The sequence below is a fragment of the Enterobacter cloacae complex sp. P15RS genome (genome assembly GCF_014895905.1).
In the GTDB taxonomy this organism is placed as follows: Bacteria; Pseudomonadota; Gammaproteobacteria; order Enterobacterales; family Enterobacteriaceae; genus Enterobacter; species Enterobacter quasihormaechei.
Map to the genome: position 1 here is coordinate 194,508 of NZ_JADBQL010000004.1, position 16,957 is coordinate 211,464.

The 16,957-nt window shown below is 58.4% G+C and carries 18 protein-coding genes; 7 read left to right on the forward strand and 11 right to left on the reverse strand.

Annotation, left to right across the window (positions count from 1 at the left end; all coding sequences use genetic code 11):
* The first annotated feature begins 6 nt into the window (after window positions 1-6).
* Window positions 7-417 carry a Cu(I)-responsive transcriptional regulator gene (cueR, locus tag IM267_RS02995; protein ID WP_063869000.1) on the forward strand — a complete coding sequence of 137 codons (411 nt, stop codon included), beginning with the start codon at window positions 7-9 and terminating at the stop codon, window positions 415-417.
* Here cueR and IM267_RS03000 read toward each other — a convergent pair.
* The 3 genes from IM267_RS03000 to IM267_RS03010 form a co-directional block, all read right to left on the reverse strand.
* Entirely contained in the window at window positions 414-866 is a 453-nt protein-coding gene (locus IM267_RS03000) for an NfeD family protein (RefSeq protein WP_193032675.1), read from the reverse strand. The two genes, cueR and IM267_RS03000, sit on opposite strands and share 4 nt — an antisense overlap.
* Entirely contained in the window at window positions 863-1,777 is a 915-nt protein-coding gene (locus IM267_RS03005; protein ID WP_063451647.1) for an SPFH domain-containing protein, read from the reverse strand. The genes IM267_RS03000 and IM267_RS03005 overlap by 4 nt, the downstream gene beginning before the upstream one ends.
* A gap of 154 nt (window positions 1,778-1,931) precedes the next feature.
* Window positions 1,932-2,786 (reverse strand): hypothetical protein, encoded by an 855-nt coding sequence (locus tag IM267_RS03010; protein WP_063868996.1) that lies wholly within the window; start codon window positions 2,784-2,786, stop codon window positions 1,932-1,934.
* 142 nt (window positions 2,787-2,928) lie between these two features.
* Here IM267_RS03010 and fetA point away from each other — a divergent pair, with 142 nt between their 5' ends.
* Both fetA and fetB read left to right on the forward strand, forming a co-directional pair.
* On the forward strand, window positions 2,929-3,600 hold the full coding sequence (fetA, locus tag IM267_RS03015; RefSeq protein ID WP_193032677.1) for an iron ABC transporter ATP-binding protein FetA: 672 nt from the start codon (window positions 2,929-2,931) through the stop codon (window positions 3,598-3,600).
* The gene (fetB, locus tag IM267_RS03020) at window positions 3,593-4,375 is read left to right on the forward strand and encodes an iron export ABC transporter permease subunit FetB (RefSeq protein ID WP_193032679.1); all 783 of its coding nucleotides are present in this window, start codon (window positions 3,593-3,595) and stop codon (window positions 4,373-4,375) included. The genes fetA and fetB overlap by 8 nt, the downstream gene beginning before the upstream one ends.
* A gap of 87 nt (window positions 4,376-4,462) precedes the next feature.
* Here fetB and IM267_RS03025 read toward each other — a convergent pair whose 3' ends face one another.
* Genes IM267_RS03025 through tesA form a run of 3 tightly spaced genes read right to left on the reverse strand, consistent with a single transcriptional unit; the run spans window position 4,463 to window position 6,798 of the window.
* A complete protein-coding gene (locus tag IM267_RS03025) occupies window positions 4,463-5,317 on the reverse strand; it encodes a co-chaperone YbbN (protein WP_193032680.1) in 855 nt (284 codons plus the stop codon).
* Window positions 5,318-5,375: 58 nt separating this feature from the next.
* On the reverse strand, window positions 5,376-6,185 hold the full coding sequence (locus IM267_RS03030) for an SDR family oxidoreductase (RefSeq protein WP_107534829.1): 810 nt from the start codon (window positions 6,183-6,185) through the stop codon (window positions 5,376-5,378).
* Window positions 6,166-6,798: a multifunctional acyl-CoA thioesterase I/protease I/lysophospholipase L1 gene (gene tesA / locus IM267_RS03035; protein WP_193032682.1), complete on the reverse strand. Its 633-nt coding sequence runs from the start codon at window positions 6,796-6,798 to the stop codon at window positions 6,166-6,168. Before tesA ends, IM267_RS03030 begins: the two co-directional genes overlap by 20 nt.
* Here tesA and ybbA point away from each other — a divergent pair.
* The 3 genes from ybbA (at window position 6,769) to IM267_RS03050 (ending at window position 11,194) form a co-directional block, all read left to right on the forward strand.
* Window positions 6,769-7,455: a putative ABC transporter ATP-binding protein YbbA gene (gene ybbA, locus IM267_RS03040; RefSeq protein ID WP_063451642.1), complete on the forward strand. Its 687-nt coding sequence runs from the start codon at window positions 6,769-6,771 to the stop codon at window positions 7,453-7,455. The two genes, tesA and ybbA, sit on opposite strands and share 30 nt — an antisense overlap.
* Window positions 7,452-9,866 (forward strand): putative ABC transporter permease subunit YbbP, encoded by a 2,415-nt coding sequence (gene ybbP, locus IM267_RS03045; RefSeq protein WP_193032684.1) that lies wholly within the window; start codon window positions 7,452-7,454, stop codon window positions 9,864-9,866. Before ybbA ends, ybbP begins: the two co-directional genes overlap by 4 nt.
* 182 nt (window positions 9,867-10,048) lie before the next feature.
* Window positions 10,049-11,194, forward strand: coding sequence for a porin (locus IM267_RS03050; RefSeq protein WP_063451640.1), 1,146 nt, complete (start codon window positions 10,049-10,051; stop codon window positions 11,192-11,194).
* A 90-nt stretch (window positions 11,195-11,284) separates the two neighbouring features.
* Here IM267_RS03050 and mnmH read toward each other — a convergent pair whose 3' ends face one another.
* The 5 genes from mnmH to ppiB form a co-directional block, all read right to left on the reverse strand.
* Entirely contained in the window at window positions 11,285-12,355 is a 1,071-nt protein-coding gene (gene mnmH, locus IM267_RS03055; RefSeq protein WP_193032686.1) for a tRNA 2-selenouridine(34) synthase MnmH, read from the reverse strand.
* A gap of 84 nt (window positions 12,356-12,439) precedes the next feature.
* Entirely contained in the window at window positions 12,440-13,507 is a 1,068-nt protein-coding gene (gene purK / locus IM267_RS03060) for a 5-(carboxyamino)imidazole ribonucleotide synthase (protein ID WP_193032687.1), read from the reverse strand.
* Entirely contained in the window at window positions 13,504-14,013 is a 510-nt protein-coding gene (gene purE / locus IM267_RS03065) for a 5-(carboxyamino)imidazole ribonucleotide mutase (protein WP_063868980.1), read from the reverse strand. The genes purK and purE overlap by 4 nt, the downstream gene beginning before the upstream one ends.
* A 119-nt stretch (window positions 14,014-14,132) precedes the next feature.
* Window positions 14,133-14,855 (reverse strand): UDP-2,3-diacylglucosamine diphosphatase, encoded by a 723-nt coding sequence (gene lpxH, locus IM267_RS03070; protein ID WP_193032689.1) that lies wholly within the window; start codon window positions 14,853-14,855, stop codon window positions 14,133-14,135.
* Between the two features lie 3 nt (window positions 14,856-14,858).
* Window positions 14,859-15,353: a peptidylprolyl isomerase B gene (gene ppiB / locus IM267_RS03075; protein WP_000256009.1), complete on the reverse strand. Its 495-nt coding sequence runs from the start codon at window positions 15,351-15,353 to the stop codon at window positions 14,859-14,861.
* Window positions 15,354-15,528: 175 nt separating this feature from the next.
* On the opposite strand from ppiB, the gene cysS reads away from it, so the two are divergent.
* Window positions 15,529-16,914, forward strand: a complete 1,386-nt coding sequence (gene cysS / locus IM267_RS03080; protein WP_102749837.1) for a cysteine--tRNA ligase — start codon at window positions 15,529-15,531, stop codon at window positions 16,912-16,914.
* Window positions 16,915-16,957: the final 43 nt, after the last annotated feature.

Genomic DNA, 16,957 nt, shown 5'->3' on the forward strand with positions numbered 1-16,957 from the left:
GGAAATGTGAATATCAGCGATGTTGCGAAAAAAACCGGCTTAACCAGCAAAGCGATTCGCTTTTATGAAGAGAAAGGGCTGGTGACGCCACCGTTGCGCAGTGAGAACGGCTACCGCAGCTATACGCAACTGCATCTTGATGAACTGACGTTACTGCGCCAGGCCAGACAGGTTGGATTCAACCTGGAAGAGTGCGGGGAGCTGGTAAACCTGTTTAACGATCCGAAGCGCCACAGTGCCGATGTGAAAAAACGTACGCTGGAAAAAGTGGCGGAGATCGAACGCCATATTATCGAATTACAGGCAATGCGTGAGCAGCTGTTACAGCTGGCGGAATCCTGCCCGGGAGATGACAGCGCCGACTGCCCGATTATCGACAATCTTTCCGGCTGCTGCCACCGCAAAACCCACGCCTAACAGGCTTTAACCCGCAGGGTAATACCTTCCACCGCAATGACCTCAACTCGCGTTCCGGCGCTGAGGTCATCATCGGCCACGACCGGCCACGAACTGTCCCCCACGCGCATATGGCCGCGTCCGTTGATCAGCGCGTTATCAAGCGTGAAACGTTTACCCACGATCTGCTGCCCACGCTGGTTGAGATGCGCATCGACTGGCTTCTGCTCCTGAACGCGTTTGTTCATCCAGCGCCACCACAGCCAGGCGGCCACCAGCGTCAGTACGGCAAACAGCGCGCCCTGCCACTCCCAGCCGACAGGCAGCAGCCAGACGACCAGCCCGGTAATCACCGCGGCAATGCCGCTCCACAGCAGATAACCGTTGCCGCCCAGCATCTCGGCGGCCAGCAGCAGGCCGCCAAGGCTTAGCCAGAACGCATGTGGATGTGCAACGATGAGTTCAATCATTTTTTACGCTCGTTTCCGCCGTCTTTGATCAGTTCGGCAATCCCGGCGATAGATCCCATCAGGCTGCTGGCATCCAGCGGCATCATCACCACTTTGCTGTTGTTCGCAGAGCCGATCTCCTTCAGTGCATCGGTATATTTTTGCGCGACGAAGTAGTTCACGGCCTGGATATCCCCGGCGGCAATCGCCTCGGATACCATTTGCGTCGCGCGGGCTTCCGCCTCTGCTGAACGTTCACGCGCTTCCGCCTGGAGGAAGGCAGACTGACGGTCGCCCTCGGCTTTCAGGATCTGCGACTGTTTTTCCCCTTCCGCTTTCAGGATCTCGGCCTGGCGCACCCCTTCGGCTTCAAGGATATAGGCACGCTTGGTACGCTCGGCCTTCATCTGCGCGTTCATGGAAGCGATCAGCTCTGCCGGTGGGCGCACGTCGCGAATCTCAATACGGGTTACCTTGATCCCCCACGGATTGGTAGCTTCATCCACAATGTGCAGCAGGCGGGTATTGATGCTGTCACGCTGGGAGAGCATTTCGTCCAGCTCCATCGAGCCCAGCACGGTACGGATGTTGGTCATCGTCAGGTTGACGATCGCCAGCTCCAGGTTGCTCACCTCATAGGCCGCTTTCGGCGCGTCTATCACCTGAATAAAGCACACCGCATCAATGGTAACGTTGGCGTTATCCTTCGAGATGACTTCCTGGGAAGGGATATCCAGGACCTGCTCCATCATGTTGATCTTGCGCCCAATTCTGTCCATGAAAGGGACGATCAGGCTTAAACCAGGCTGAAGGGTATTGGTGTAGCGACCGAAGCGTTCGACGGTCCACTGGTAACCCTGGGGGACAATTTTGATGCCTGCGCCCACAATAACCAGCGCAACGAAAATAAGGACAGGGACAACGATGAGCATAAAAACCTCCTGTTTTGCATGCCGTAGCGGGAAAAATTGCGTAATTGTTGAACGTTAGTATATCGGTTAACGGGCGGGATTTCGCCCCTGTAAAGAGGTGGGAACCGGACTGGTAAAATTAAAATGCCCCGCCAGGAGAGCAGGGCCCAGACGCTTAGTCTTCTGACCAGGTGTAGCTGAAGTCGGTGATAAACCCATCCCCGGCGTCAGCGATGGCTTTCGATAACCCCTGATAGTATTTTTCCAGGCCAATAGCCTCTATCTGCTGGATCTGTTCGCGGATCGGGGCGCAGAACAGCACTGCATTGCCCGCTCCGACACGTTTGTTGTTCGGCGGCAGATCGCCGGTGATCGCTTTAAACCAGGTTCTGATCCCTTGCTTTAGGCTGTGCGGCGCTTTGGCAAGATTCTCCTGGCCGGTCAGCACCTGTAGCGTGGGGAATGCATTAGCGTTGACGGCGGTTTTCATGCGCGCAAAGAAGGCGGTAAAAAGCTCAAAAGAGCCGAGATCCGTGACGCGAGGCTTGGTGGTTTTTCCGTTCTTATTGCCCATTTTTCCCACAGGCGCGGTGGGCGCCGGAACCACATTGACCTTATGCAGATCCAGACCAAACAGCAGATTGCAGTGCGCCCGGCGTTCTTTTAGCGGGTAGGACATCAGCACGTCAATAAACGCCGTCGCCTTCACATCGGCCAGGTCATGGTTGATCAGCCATTGCGAGCGGGCAAATTCCGCAGGCGAAACGAACCAGTCCGGCACCTCGGTAAAGCGTCTGGATTTACCCTTGCTGTCAAATTCGAGAAAGTAAGCCCCGTCATCGAAAGCAAAATAGCAGTTCTTAAAGCTGCCAATCGTGGTGTTAACGATGAGTGCCTTCTTAACAAAATCGACAACCTCTGCACCCATAACAAAACGCGTGAGTTCCGACGAATTGATGACTTCCATTAATGTTTCGACATCAGGCACGCCTGGCTTCAGGGAGGAAAACTCATAAAAAATATGTGTCATGCGGCTTACTACCTGTAGTGATAGAGGTGACAATGAGCAAACAAAAAGTTTAACACTAGCCATAGCTTAAGGCTATTCGCACTGTGAACCTGAAAGGATTATGCTACAGGCTGTTCTCATAAAAGCGTTAAATGGAATCGGAATGAATAATAAAAAAAATCTTCTGGATATCAGGGATGTTGGCTTTCGCGTGGGTGACAACACGATCCTTCAGCACGTCGATTTTTGCCTTTCACCGGGCGAATTTAAGCTCATAACCGGCCCCTCCGGCTGCGGCAAAAGCACGCTTCTGAAAATTGTGGCCTCGTTACTGAGCCCAACGGAGGGAACGATCCTGTTTGAAGGGAAGGATATCGCCACGCTTTCACCGGAACGCTACCGCCAGCAGGTGTCCTACTGCATGCAGACGCCGTCCCTGTTTGGCGATACGGTGTACGACAATCTGGTGTTCCCCTGGCAAATCCGCAACCAAACGCCTGAACCTGAAACGTTTGCCGACGATTTGGCCCGGTTTGGGCTTTCGCCGGAGACGCTGACCAAATCGATTGCCGACCTGTCAGGCGGGGAAAAGCAGCGCGTATCGCTGATCCGTAACCTGCAATTCCTGCCGAAGGTGCTGCTGCTGGACGAGATCACCAGCGCGCTGGATGACGCCAACAAGCGCAACGTGAATGAGATTATTCATCGCTACGCCCGTGAACAGGATATTGCCGTGCTGTGGGTGACGCACGATTCAAACGAAATTAGCCATGCGGATGATGTCATCACGCTCAGGCCGCAGGGCGGGAAAATGCAGGAGGCTAACCGTGGGTGAACATAATATAACAAACGAATCGCTGGCGCTGTCGATGGTACTGGTGCTGGTGGCGATTGTGGTCAGCTACCGGGAAAAGCTGGGGCTGGAGAAAGATATTCTGTGGAGTATCGCCCGCGCGGTCATCCAGCTCATCATCGTCGGCTACGTGCTGAAATACATCTTCAACGTCAACCATGCGGTACTGACGCTGCTGATGGTGCTATTTATCTGCTTCAACGCGGCGTGGAATGCGCAAAAGCGCAGTAAATACATCGATAAAGCGTTCATCTCGTCGTTTATCGCGATTACCACCGGGACCGCGTTAACGCTGGCGGTGCTGGTGCTCTCCGGCTCGATAGAATTTACGCCGATGCAGGTGATCCCCATTTCCGGGATGATTGCGGGTAACGCGATGGTGGCGGTAGGGTTGTGCTACAACAATCTGGGGCAACGCTTCAGCAGCGAGCAGCAGCAGCTTCAGGAAAAGCTAAGCCTGGGGGCAACGCCGAAGATGGCCTCGGCGCGGTTGATTCGCGACAGCATTCGTTCTTCGCTGATCCCCACGGTGGATTCAGCAAAAACCGTGGGGCTGGTCAGTCTGCCGGGCATGATGTCGGGGCTGATTTTTGCCGGTATCGATCCGGTTAAAGCGATTAAGTACCAGATAATGGTGACGTTTATGCTGCTCTCCACCGCGAGCCTGTCGACGATTATTGCCTGCTACCTGACCTATCGGAAGTTCTACAACGCACGCCACCAGCTGGTGGTGACGCTGTTGAAAAACGTGCGCTGATTGTGCCGGGCGGCACTGCGTTTGCCCGGCCTACGATTCGTGCTTTTGTAGGCCCGGTAAGGCGAAGCCGCCACCGGGCAAAGTGCATCAATATAACAACGCGTACAGCTGACGACGATATTTTGACGCCAGGGCGTCACCGGTACCGAGCGCGGCCAGGATCTCCTGGAACATCTTCCGCGCCTGACCGTCTGCGGCGCCCAGGTCTTTCTGAAGATGGCTAAAAAGCAGTTCCAGCGCCTCTTCGTTACGCCCGACCTGATGCAGCTGGAGCGCGAGCTGGCTTGCCAGCGCCGCATCCGCCGGGTTGTCCGCAACCTGCTGCTGAAGCTGCTGAATTTCAGGGGTATCCGCCGCCTGTTTCAGCAGGTCAATCTGCGCCACCAGGCCCTGATAACGGGTGTCCTGATCCTGCATCGGAACGGTTTTCAGAACGGCTTCCGCGTCTTCAGGGCGGTGCAGCGCAATCTGGGTCTCTGCCAGCAGCAGACCAATCTGGCTGTTTTGATTCGACAGCTGCCACGCGTCTTTTAACAGCGGCAGCGCCTCGTCGTATTTGCCTTCCTGCATTAGCGCCATCGCTTCCTGCGCCTTCAGCTCTTCTTCACGCGGCAGAACTTTTTCCAGCAGGGCGCGGATCGCCTCTTCCGGCTGCGGCCCCTGGAAGCCATCGACGGGCTGACCGTTCTGGAACAGGTAGACGGTCGGGATCGCACGCAGGCCAAACTGGGATGCCACCATCGGTTCGGCGTCACAATCCAGTTTCGCCAGAATGAACTGGCCGTTGTATTGCGCAGCAAGGCTTTCCAGGACCGGCGTCAGTTGCAGACAGTGTTGGCTGCGTTCAGACCAGAAGTAGAACAGCACCGGTTTAGCCATTGACTGTTCGAGCGTCTGTTGCAGGTTAGCTTCAGTTATGTTGACGATATTCTGTACGGACATGCGGCATTCTCTTTTGTCGGTTTACTCTTTACATGGGGGTAAGCGTCATCGCTTCAACTCAACCCTGCAAAATTTTGTCCATCATCCGTCCCGGCAGCAAGCGTTTTAACCAGCCGACGGCATGGGTCACCAGCGTGACCGGATAGCGCGTTTTGGGGTTGTCGCTCTCAAAGGCGTGACGCACTTTGGCGACCACCGCCTCCGGCCCCAGCGTGAAGCGTGCGGCAATACCGGGGTTTTCGACCGGCTTGTCCGCCTGCGTCTGGTTAACGTTTTCCGTGAACCGGGTGCGGATGGGGCCGGGCTCAATCAGGCTGACCTTAATGCCGCTGTGGCGCAGTTCCATGCGTAGCGCGTCGGACCACGCCTCCAGCGCGTATTTGCTGGCGGCATAAGCTCCACGGCCCGGCGTGGAGATCAGGCCCATCACCGAGGAGGTCATGACAATCCGCCCTTCGCCGTGCGGCAGCATGGCGGGAAGCAGGCGCATGGTGAGCTGATGCGCGCCGAAAACGTTAGCGGAGAACTGCTGTTCCAGCTGTTCCCGCGAGATGGTCTGTAGCGGGCCGTAGACGCCATAGCCCGCATTGTTGAACAGGCCGTAAAGCCGGTTATTGGTCAGGGCGATAACCTCATCGGCGGCCTGCTCCACGCTCTCTGGCGAATCCAGATCCAGCAGGATGCCGGTAAAACCGAGCCCTCTCATGCGTTCGACATCTTCGGGTTTACGGCAGGCTGCCAGCACCCAAAACCCCTGGCGCTTCAGCTCAAGGGCGCTTTCAAGGCCAATTCCGCTGGAACATCCTGTTATTAAGACCGATTTTTGCATAACTTTACCTGTCAGGTTCTCAGCTGTTTGACGAGTCATGTTTTACTAAAGGTGCCAGCCGGGTTGCCATCCAGTCGGCAATAAACGGCTGGGCATCGCGATTGGGGTGAATGCCGTCTTCCTGCATCCACTGGGGCTTGAGATAGACCTCTTCCATGAAAAATGGCAGCAGCGGAATATCAAACTCTTTGGCAAGCTTAGGATAGATCGCGCTAAACGCCTCATTATACCGACGGCCGTAGTTAGCGGGCAGGCGAATTTGCATCAGCAGCGGCTGGGCATTAGCGGCCTTAATGGTTTGCAAAATGGTCCGCAGCGTTTGCTCGGTTTGCTGCGGCGGGAAGCCTCGCAGGCCATCGTTGCCGCCCAGTTCAACCAGCACCCAGCGCGGCTGATGCTGCTTGAGCAGGGCAGGCAGGCGCGACAGGCCCTGCTGCGACGTATCGCCGCTGATGCTGCCGTTAACGACAGACGTCCCGGACTGCCATTTATCATTGAGCAGCGAGGGCCAGGCCGCGCTGGCGGCCATACGATAGCCCGCGCTCAGGCTGTCGCCCAGCACCAGTAACGTGTCCGCAGCCGCCGCGCGGAAGGTCATCAGCATCAAAAACAGGAAGGGCAAATGCCAGCGGAAAACATTGTTGAAGTTCATCGTCTTAAGAAGTCCGTCGGTCAGGGAGAACACGAGCTTTCCATCCTTACCGGAGTTGAACTCGTTGTCAAACGCGCCGAAAGCATCGCGCTGATTGGCGAATCCGGTTCCGGTAAGTCCACGCTGCTGGCGATCCTGGCCGGCCTGGACGATGGCAGCAGCGGCGAGGTGAACCTGGTCGGCCAGCCCCTTCACGCGCTTGATGAAGAGGCGCGCGCCGCGCTGCGCGCCCGGCATATCGGGTTTGTCTTTCAGTCCTTCATGCTGATCCCAACCCTCAACGCGCTGGAAAACGTTGAGCTGCCGGGCCTGCTGCGCGGCGAAAATACCCGCGAAAGCCGCGATCACGCCAAAGCGTTGCTGGAACAGCTTGGGCTGGGGAAGCGGCTCGACCACCTTCCGGCGCAGTTGTCCGGCGGCGAGCAGCAGCGCGTGGCGCTGGCGCGGGCGTTTAACGGACGCCCGGAAGTGCTGTTTGCCGATGAGCCAACGGGCAACCTCGACCGTAAAACCGGGGATAAAATTGCCGATCTGCTGTTTTCGCTCAACCGCGAGCACGGCACCACGCTGATTCTGGTTACCCACGATCCGCAGCTGGCCGCCCGCTGCGACCGCCGCCTGCGGCTGGTGAACGGTATTCTTCAGGAGGAAGCATGATTGCCCGCTGGTTCTGGCGCGAATGGCGCTCGCCCTCGCTGCTAATTGTCTGGCTGGCGTTGAGCCTGGCGGTGGCCTGCGTGCTGGCGCTCGGCAGCGTCAGCGATCGCATGGAAAAAGGGCTTAGCCAGCAGAGCCGCGAATTTATGGCGGGGGACCGGGCGCTGCAAAGTTCCCGACCCGTCCCGCCGGGCTGGATCGAAGAAGCGCGCAAGGAAGGGCTGAAGGTCGGGGAGCAAATCACCTTCCAGACCATGACCTTTGCGGGCGACACGCCGCAGCTTGCCAGCGTGAAGGCCGTGGATGACATCTACCCGATGTACGGCGAGCTACAAACCAGCCCGCCGGGGCTAAAACCGGCCTCCGGTACGGTATTGCTGGCTTCGCGTCTGATGGCGCTTCTTAACCTGAAGCCCGGCGACAGTATTGACGTTGGCGATGCCACCCTGAAAATTGCCGGGGAAGTGGTGCAGGAGCCCGATTCCGGCTTTAACCCGTTCCAGCTCGCGCCGCGCCTGCTGATGAACACCGCCGATGTCGCGAAAACCAACGCCGTCCAGCCTGGAAGCCGCGTCACCTGGCGCTATAAGTTTGGCGGTACGCCCGCACAGCTGGAGGCGTATGAAAAATGGCTTCTGCCGCAGCTCAAGCCGGAACACCGCTGGTATGGGCTGGAGCAGGATGAAGGGGCGCTCGGCAAATCTCTTGAACGTTCCCAGCAGTTCCTGCTGCTGTCGGCGCTGTTAACCCTGCTGCTGGCCGTTGCGGCCGTCGCCGTGGCGATGGGGCACTACTGCCGCAGCCGTTACGATCTGGTGGCGATCCTCAAAACCCTCGGCGCGGGTCGGGCGCAGCTGCGCAAGCTGATTGTCGGCCAGTGGCTGATGGTGCTGGCGCTGTCGGCCATTACCGGCGGAGCGATCGGGCTGCTGTTTGAAAAACTGCTGATGGTGCTGCTCAAACCGGTACTGCCCGCCGCGCTGCCGCCTGCCAGCCTCTGGCCGTGGCTGTGGGCCATTGGCGCGATGACGGTGATCTCCCTGCTGGTGGGGCTGCGCCCGTACCGGCTGCTGCTCGCCACCCAGCCGCTGCGCGTGCTGCGCCGCGATACGGTGGCCAACGTCTGGCCAATGAAGTTCTACCTGCCGGTGATTATTGCGGTGGCGGTCGGGCTGCTGGCCTGGCTGATGGGCGGCAGTACGCTGCTGTGGGCGGTGCTGGCGGGGGCGGTCGTGCTGGCGCTGCTGTGCGGCGCGCTGGGCTGGGTGCTGCTCAGCCTGCTAAAAAAGCTGACGGTGAAATCGCTGCCGGTGCGTCTGGCCATTAATCGTCTGCTGCATCAGCCGTGGTCCACGCTCAGCCAGCTTTCGGCGTTCTCGCTGTCGTTTATGCTGCTGGCGCTCCTGCTGGTGCTGCGCGGGGATCTGCTGGATCGCTGGCAGCAGCAGCTTCCGCCGGAAAGCCCGAACTATTTTCTGATCAACATCGCGCCCGAGCAGGTGACGCCGCTGAAGGGCTTCCTGTCCGAGCATCACATTATTCCCGAGTCGTTCTATCCGATCGTGCGTGCCCGCCTGACGCAGATCAACGGCCAGTCGACGGAAGGAAACAAAGACGAATCGCTCAACCGAGAGCTGAACCTGACCTGGCAGGAGAAGCGTCCGGACCATAACCCGATCGTCGCCGGCACCTGGCCGCCAAAGGCGGGGGAAGTGTCGATGGAGGAGGGGCTGGCGAAGCGTCTGAACGTGGGGCTGGGCGACAGCGTGACCTTTACCGGCGACACGCAGGATTTCAGCGCCAAAGTGACCAGCCTGCGCAAGGTGGACTGGGAAAGCCTGCGGCCAAACTTCTTCTTCATCTTCCCGCCGGGCGCGCTGGAAGGACAGCCCCAGAGCTGGCTGACCAGCTTCCGCTGGGAAAACGGCAACGGCATGCTGACGCAGCTTAACCGGGAGTTCCCGACAGTGAGCCTGCTGGATATCGGCGCGATCCTCAAACAGGTCGGGCAGGTGCTGGAGCAGGTGAGCCGCGCGCTGGAGGTGATGGTGGTGCTGGTGACGATCTGCGGCATATTGCTGCTGCTGGCGCAGGTGCAGGTCGGCATGCGCCAGCGACATCAGGAGCTGGTGGTCTACCGCACGCTGGGCGCCGGTAAGCGACTGCTGCGCGCCACGCTGTGGAGCGAGTTTGCGCTGCTTGGGCTGGTGGCGGGGCTGGTGGCGGCCATCGGTGCGGAAACCGCGCTGGCGGTGCTCCAGACGAAAGTCTTCGACTTCCCGTGGGAGCCTGACTGGCGGCTGTGGGTAACGCTGCCCGTCTGCGGCGCCGTGCTGCTGTCCCTGTGCGGCGGCTGGCTCGGCACCCGGCTGTTGAAAGGTAAAGCGCTGTTCCGCCAGTTTGTCAGCTAGTTTACTGACGTGATGATGACGTACCGGCATATCTGCTGGTGCGTCACCGCTTAACGGCACAAATCGTTAATGACCCTGCATTTAGTAGCACAAAACATTAAAAACCCGCCCACACAGCCCGAATATTTCCGGTTAATATTCACCAGCTAAATATTTAGCAGCGTGTCTATCAAGGAAAAAGAATGACTATAAGAAAAACAGCGCTGGCGACAACGATCGGCGCAGCAGTGGCATTGGCTTCTTTCGCATCCCAGGCGGAAATCACTCTTCTGAAACAGGATCCGCAGGCGGGTAACCCGCTGAGCCGCCTGAACTTCACCGTTGGCGGCAGTATTCGTCCTCAGTTCCAGAACATGACCGGCGATGACGGCAAAAACGGCTACAAGCGTAACGGCTTTGACGGCGGTACCCGCTTCCGTTTCGCGGCAGACTACTACCTGTTCGATGACATCAGCTGGATCACTTACTACGAGCTGGGTGTGAACATTCCGGCGCAGTTTAACTGGGATAACCACTACGCCGACGGCGCGCACGACACCTCACGTCGTATGCTCTACACCGGCCTGAAGAGCGACACCTGGGGCACGCTGACCTTCGGCCAGCAGAACAGCGTGTACTATGATGTGGTGGGCGCGAAAACCGATATCTGGGACTACGACATGATCGGCCAGGCGCCGGGTAACGGGATCAACGGCGACTACGACGGCTCTTACCGTTCACGCCAGATGCTGAAGTACAAGAAAACCGTGGGCGATGCGGATATCTATGCATCTTACCTGTTTGAGGACAGTGAATACCTGCCGGGCAACGGCCTGCGCTACAAGCGTAAAGGCGGCGGCTCGCTGGGTATCGATTACCACCTGACCACCGATCTGACCTGGGGCGCAGCGTGGAACTACACCCGCGCGGACATGCGTAATCCGGACAACGGCGACAGCAAATCCTACGACCAGAACATTGTCGGTACTGCGCTGAGCTGGACCCCGGATAACTGGACCTTCTCCGCGGGCGGCGGCTGGTATCAGAACTTCATGACCACCAAAAAAGTGTCCGTTAACGACTACTTCGCCGGTGACGCATGGGGTATTGAATACTTCGCAGGGTACAAATTCCCGGTCGGCCAGTATGCGGTGAAATCCATCCAGCCTTACTTCATGGGTGACCGCATTGAGTACGTGAACGGCCGTAACTACCAGCGCATCGACAACGGCGTGGGTATCAGCTTCCAGCTGGACTACGGTTTCCGCGTGGATTACGAACACGTGTTCACCTCCAGCACCGACAACCTGGGCGACATGAACCTGGTGCGTCTGCGTTACGACTTCTAAGGTGTTTGTTCCCCGGTGGCGCTGCGCTTACCGGGGCTACACAAGCACGCGTAGGCCGGGTAAGGCGTAGCCGCCACCCGGCTTTATTTTTCAGCGATTAAGCCATTCGGCAATGTCTTCGAACGTCCCGCGATATACAATTTTCTCCGCCTTTTTCTCCAGCTGATAGCCGTACATCGGGTCGTAATAGTCGTTCAGCAGCGGCACAAGCCAGCTGAAGTGTGCGTCAGTGCTGCCAGTTCGCTGTTGCTCGACGAGCGCGGCGTCCAGCAGGGCGGTAAACTCCGCGAAGCGTTGCAGCCCCAGACGGCGACGAATGGCAAAAAGTCCGTGATGTAGGTATTCGCTGTACGCTTTCCAGCCCGCGTCTTCACCGTAGGCGGCAGAAAAGTCCGCCCACATATGGTCGAAGTACTCTTCACGCAGGCGCTCAAGACGAACGTCAAACGGATCCTCGACCACCACGATAGGCGCTTCAGCCATGCGGTCACGCAGGCACTCCGGCAGATGGTTGGAGCCAATCATCCGGCCCTCATCTTCCAGCACCCAGCGCGCCGCGTCTTTTTTCAGCAGCTCAACGGCAAGGTGATTTTCAAAGCTCGCCTGGGAAAGCTGCGGCGTGAGCGTGCGGCCAAACGACGAACCGCGATGGTGCGCCAGCCCTTCCAGATCGATGCCCTGCGCGTGCTGCTTCACCAGCAGCGTTTTACCGTTGCCGGTACAGCCGCCGATAAGCACCATCGGCTTTTGCGACTGCTCGACCGTGACCTGAATGGCCGTCTGACGCAGGGCCTTATAGCCGCCGCGGATCAGCGGGTAGTCGATGCCAGCCTCTTTCAGCCAGGCCTGAGAGATATGTGAACGCTGACCGCCGCGCGCGCAGCAGAGATAGCCCTCGGGGTGCGCAAGGCTGGCTTCGCGCCAGGCGTTAATGCGCGCCTCCCGCGTCTCGCCGCTCACCAGGCTATGGCCGAGCGCCAGCGCGGCGTCGGGTCCCTGGCGCTTATAGCAGGTCCCCACGGCGGCACGCTCGTCGTCGTTCATTAAGGGCAGGTTGAGTGCGGCGGGCATCGCACCCTGGGCAAATTCGATCGGCGCGCGAACGTCGATTAAAGGGGTATCGGACGCGAGGATCGCGCGATAGTCCGTTCCATCGTTCATGGTGATTCCAGAAGAAAACTGAGCAGCAATGGGCGGGAATTGTACGCCGGGGAAGGGGAAGGTCAACTCCCCGGCGCAGATGTCTTAGTTGAGCTTTGACTGTGCCCAGACAATACCGCTCGCGTATTCCGGCGGCAGGAGAGGAACGATCGCTTCCAGCGTGGCGCTCAGGCGATCCGTGTCGGTATCGTTCAGGTTCAGGTGACCGACCTTACGACCCGGGCGCACCTCTTTGTCATACCAGTGCAGGTGCACCAGCGGCAGCTTCAGCCAGTCGTAGTTCAGATCGGTGCCGATCAGGTTGATCATCACCGACGGGCTGGTCACCACCGGCTGCGGCAGCGGCAGGTCGATGATGGCGCGCAGGTGCAGCTCGAACTGGCTGATGGAGGCGCCGTTTTGCGTCCAGTGGCCGCTGTTGTGCACGCGCGGCGCCAGCTCGTTGATCAGCAGGCCTGACGGCGTGACGAAGCACTCCATCGCCATCACGCCCACGTAGCCCAGCTCGTGCATAATGGCGGAGAGCATCTCTTCCGCCTGCGCCTGCTGGCCAGCGTTTGCCTGCGGGAAGGCAACGCTGGTACGCAGAATGCCGTCCTGATGCAGGTTATGCGTCAGCGGGTAAAACACCGTGCGGCCATCATGCGTGCGCGCGCCAACCAGCGACACTTCGCCGCTGAAGTTGATGCCCTGCTCAACGATGCATTCGCCGTAGCAGTCGTCCGGCAGCTCGGCGGTGTCGTTCGCCCGAAGACGCCACTGCCCGCGACCGTCATAGCCGCCGACGCGGCGCTTCACGATCGCCAGTTCGCCCAGCATCGCAAACACATCATCCCACTCGCTTTTATCAGAGAGCAATTGCCACGGCGCGGTTGCAAGGCCGAGCTTGTCGAACAGCTGCTTTTGCGTGAGACGGTCGGCGATGATCGGGAATACGTCCCGGTTCACAAAGGCGTTATGACGCGCCAGCTCGCGGGTCAGGGCGGTTTCCGGCCAGCGTTCAATTTCGGCGGTGATCACGCTCTGATGGAACGGCACGGCTTCCGGCTCGGCGTCCAGCCCGACGGGCCAGACGGTAATACCCAACGGTTCGCCAGCCTGACGCAGCATGCGGCCAAGCTGACCATTACCCAGAACGCAAACCTGCTTCATGCTGCACCCCGCGGATCCGGGTTATCCAGCACCTCGTCGGTCTGGGCTTTACGCCACTCCGTCAGGCGTTGATGTAACGCTGTATCGTGCGTCGCCAGGATCTGCGCGGCGAGCAGCGCGGCGTTGGCGGCGCCCGCTTTGCCAATTGCCAGCGTACCGACGGGAATACCGCGCGGCATCTGCACAATAGAGTAAAGGCTATCGACACCGCTTAACGCAGCGCTCTGCACCGGCACGCCCAGCACCGGCACCAGGGTTTTGGCGGCAATCATGCCCGGCAAATGTGCTGCGCCGCCCGCACCGGCAATAATCACCTCATACCCGTTCTCTTCGGCGCTTTCGGCGAAGCTGAACAGTTTGTCCGGCGTGCGGTGTGCGGAAACCACTTCAACGTGGTGCGGAACATTCAGGATTTCAAAGATTTCGGCGGCGAACTGCATGGTAGCCCAGTCGCTTTTGGACCCCATCACGATGGCGACACGCGCCGGATTATTGCGGGAAGACATGCGTCTTAAAACTCCTGTGGTGCGGAACACACTGCTTTCGAGGGCACAGAGAATAGCATGTAATACCGGCAAGGAAAACGGTTGCGTGGTCGAGAAATGGGCGAAAAGACGGGAAGACGTTAAAACGGGAAGGCGATCAGTTCCACCCCTTCCGGCGTGACTTTTACCATTGAACCTTCGCTGTGCCATGCCCCTAAAACCACGCGGTGAGCGGGCTCGCCGTTGGCGATAAGAGAGTGCACGTCCGGGCGATGGGTATGGCCGTGGATCAGCCACTGAACGCGATGCTTTTCCATCACGTTAACCACTGCCTGCGGGTTGACGTCCATAATGGTCAGCGATTTACTGCTGTTGGCGGCTTTACTGCCCGCGCGCATTCTGGCGGCAATGCGGTTACGGATAAACAGCGGCAGGGCGAGGAATACTTTCTGGATCCACGGGGTATGGACTTTGGCGCGAAACGCCAGATAGCCGGTATCGTCGGTGCAGAGCGTGTCGCCGTGCATGATCAGCACCTTGCGACCGTAGAGATCGAGCACCTGCTCTTCCGGCAGCAGCGTCATGCCGCTCTCGCGGGCGTAGCGCTGGCCTATCAGGAAATCACGGTTGCCGTGAATGAAATAGCAGGGCACGCCGGAATCCACCAGCGCGTGAATGGCGGCTGCCATTTCACGGTGCAGCGGGTTCGGGTCGTCGTCGCCGATCCAGGCCTCAAACAGGTCGCCCAGAATGTACAGCGCGTCGGCGCCTTTCGCTTCGCCGCGTAAAAAACGCAGAAAACCGGCGGTGATCGCCGGTTCTTCTGTTTGCAGATGCAGGTCTGCAATAAAGAGTGTCGCCACGAATTACTCGCTGACGGTCACGCTTGTAATCACAACGTCTTCTTTAGGAACGTCCTGGTGCATACCGCTGCGGCCAGTAGAAACGGCTTTGATCTTGTCGACCACGTCCATCCCTTCAACCACTTCTGCGAATACGCAGTAGCCCCAGCCTTGCAGGCTTTCGCCAGAGAAGTTCAGGAAGTCGTTGTCCGCTACGTTGATGAAGAACTGTGCGGTTGCAGAGTGTGGCGCCTGAGTACGGGCCATTGCCAGCGTACCACGGGTGTTTTTCAGGCCGTTATTCGCTTCGTTTTTGATCGCTTCTTTGGTCTCTTTCTGGCGCATACCAGGCTCGAAACCGCCGCCCTGGATCATAAAGCCGTTGATCACACGGTGGAAAATAGTGTTGTTGTAGAAACCTTCGCGGCAGTAGTCCAGGAAGTTTTTAACTGTTTCAGGCGCTTTATCATCAAAGGTTTTGATTACGATATCGCCATGATTAGTGTGGAAAGTAACCATTTTTGCATCCTGTTCCGTTATTGTGGTGCGTCGACCCGTGCTCGGGTCACATATAGGGGCTTGTTATAGCATAACCACAGGACACGATCACCTTGCATTGTGTGCTGACCGTGCTCCCAATTATGGGTATTATAAGGAACAAACAATCCACACACGTGTTTACATGGAATCTTCGATGTTAAAAATCTTTAATACAATGACGCGCCAGAAAGAGGAATTTAAACCTATCCATGCCGGGGAAGTCGGCATGTACGTGTGTGGTATTACGGTTTACGATCTCTGTCATATCGGCCATGGCCGTACCTTTGTCGCGTTCGACGTGGTGTCACGCTACCTGCGCTTCCTGGGCTATAACCTGAAGTACGTGCGCAACATCACCGACATCGACGATAAAATCATCAAGCGCGCTAATGAAAACGGCGAAAGCTTCGTCGCGCTGGTGGATCGCATGATCGCCGAAATGCACAAGGATTTTGACGCCTTAAATATTCTGCGCCCGGACAGCGAGCCGCGCGCGACCCACCATATCCATGAAATCATCGAGCTCACCGAAAAGCTGATCGAACGCGGCCACGCCTATGTGGCGGACAACGGCGACGTGATGTTCTCGGTGCCGACGGACCCAACCTACGGTGCGCTTTCCCGCCAGGATCTGGACCAGCTTCAGGCCGGCGCGCGCGTGGACGTGGTTGACGTGAAGCGTAACCCGATGGACTTCGTGCTGTGGAAGATGTCCAAAGAGGGCGAGCCGAGCTGGCCATCCCCGTGGGGCGAAGGGCGTCCGGGCTGGCACATTGAATGTTCAGCGATGAACTGCAAGCAGTTGGGCAACCATTTCGACATTCACGGCGGCGGTTCGGATCTGATGTTCCCGCACCACGAAAACGAAATCGCGCAGTCCACCTGCGCCCACGGCGGCGAGTACGTGAACTACTGGATGCACTCCGGGATGGTGATGGTTGACCGCGAGAAGATGTCTAAATCGCTGGGCAACTTCTTTACCGTGCGCGACGTGCTGAAGTATTACGACGCGGAAACCGTGCGCTACTTCCTGATGTCTGGTCACTATCGCAGCCAGCTGAACTACAGCGAAGAGAACCTGAAGCAGGCGCGCGCTGCGCTGGAGCGTCTGTACACCGCGCTGCGCGGCACCGACAAATCTGTGCCTGCGGCGGGCGGCGAAGCATTTGAAGCGCGCTTTGTTGAGGTGATGAACGACGACTTCAACACGCCGGAAGCCTACTCCGTGCTGTTCGACATGGCGCGTGAGGTGAACCGCCTGAAGTCAGAAGATATGGCGGCGGCGAATGCGCTGGCGTCTCATCTGCGTAAGCTCTCTTCCGTGCTCGGCCTGCTGGAGCAGGAGCCGGACGCGTTCCTGCAAAGCGGCGCGCAGGCAGACGACGGCGAAGTGGCAGAAATTGAAGCGCTGATTAAAGCGCGTCTGGAAGCGCGTCAGGCGAAAGACTGGGCGGCGGCGGATGCGGCGCGTAACCGTCTGACCGAGATGGGCATTATTCTGGAAGACGGCCCGCAGGGGACGACATGGCGTCGTAAGTAAGTCTTTAACGCCCGGTGGCGCTTCGCTTACCGGGCCTACAAAA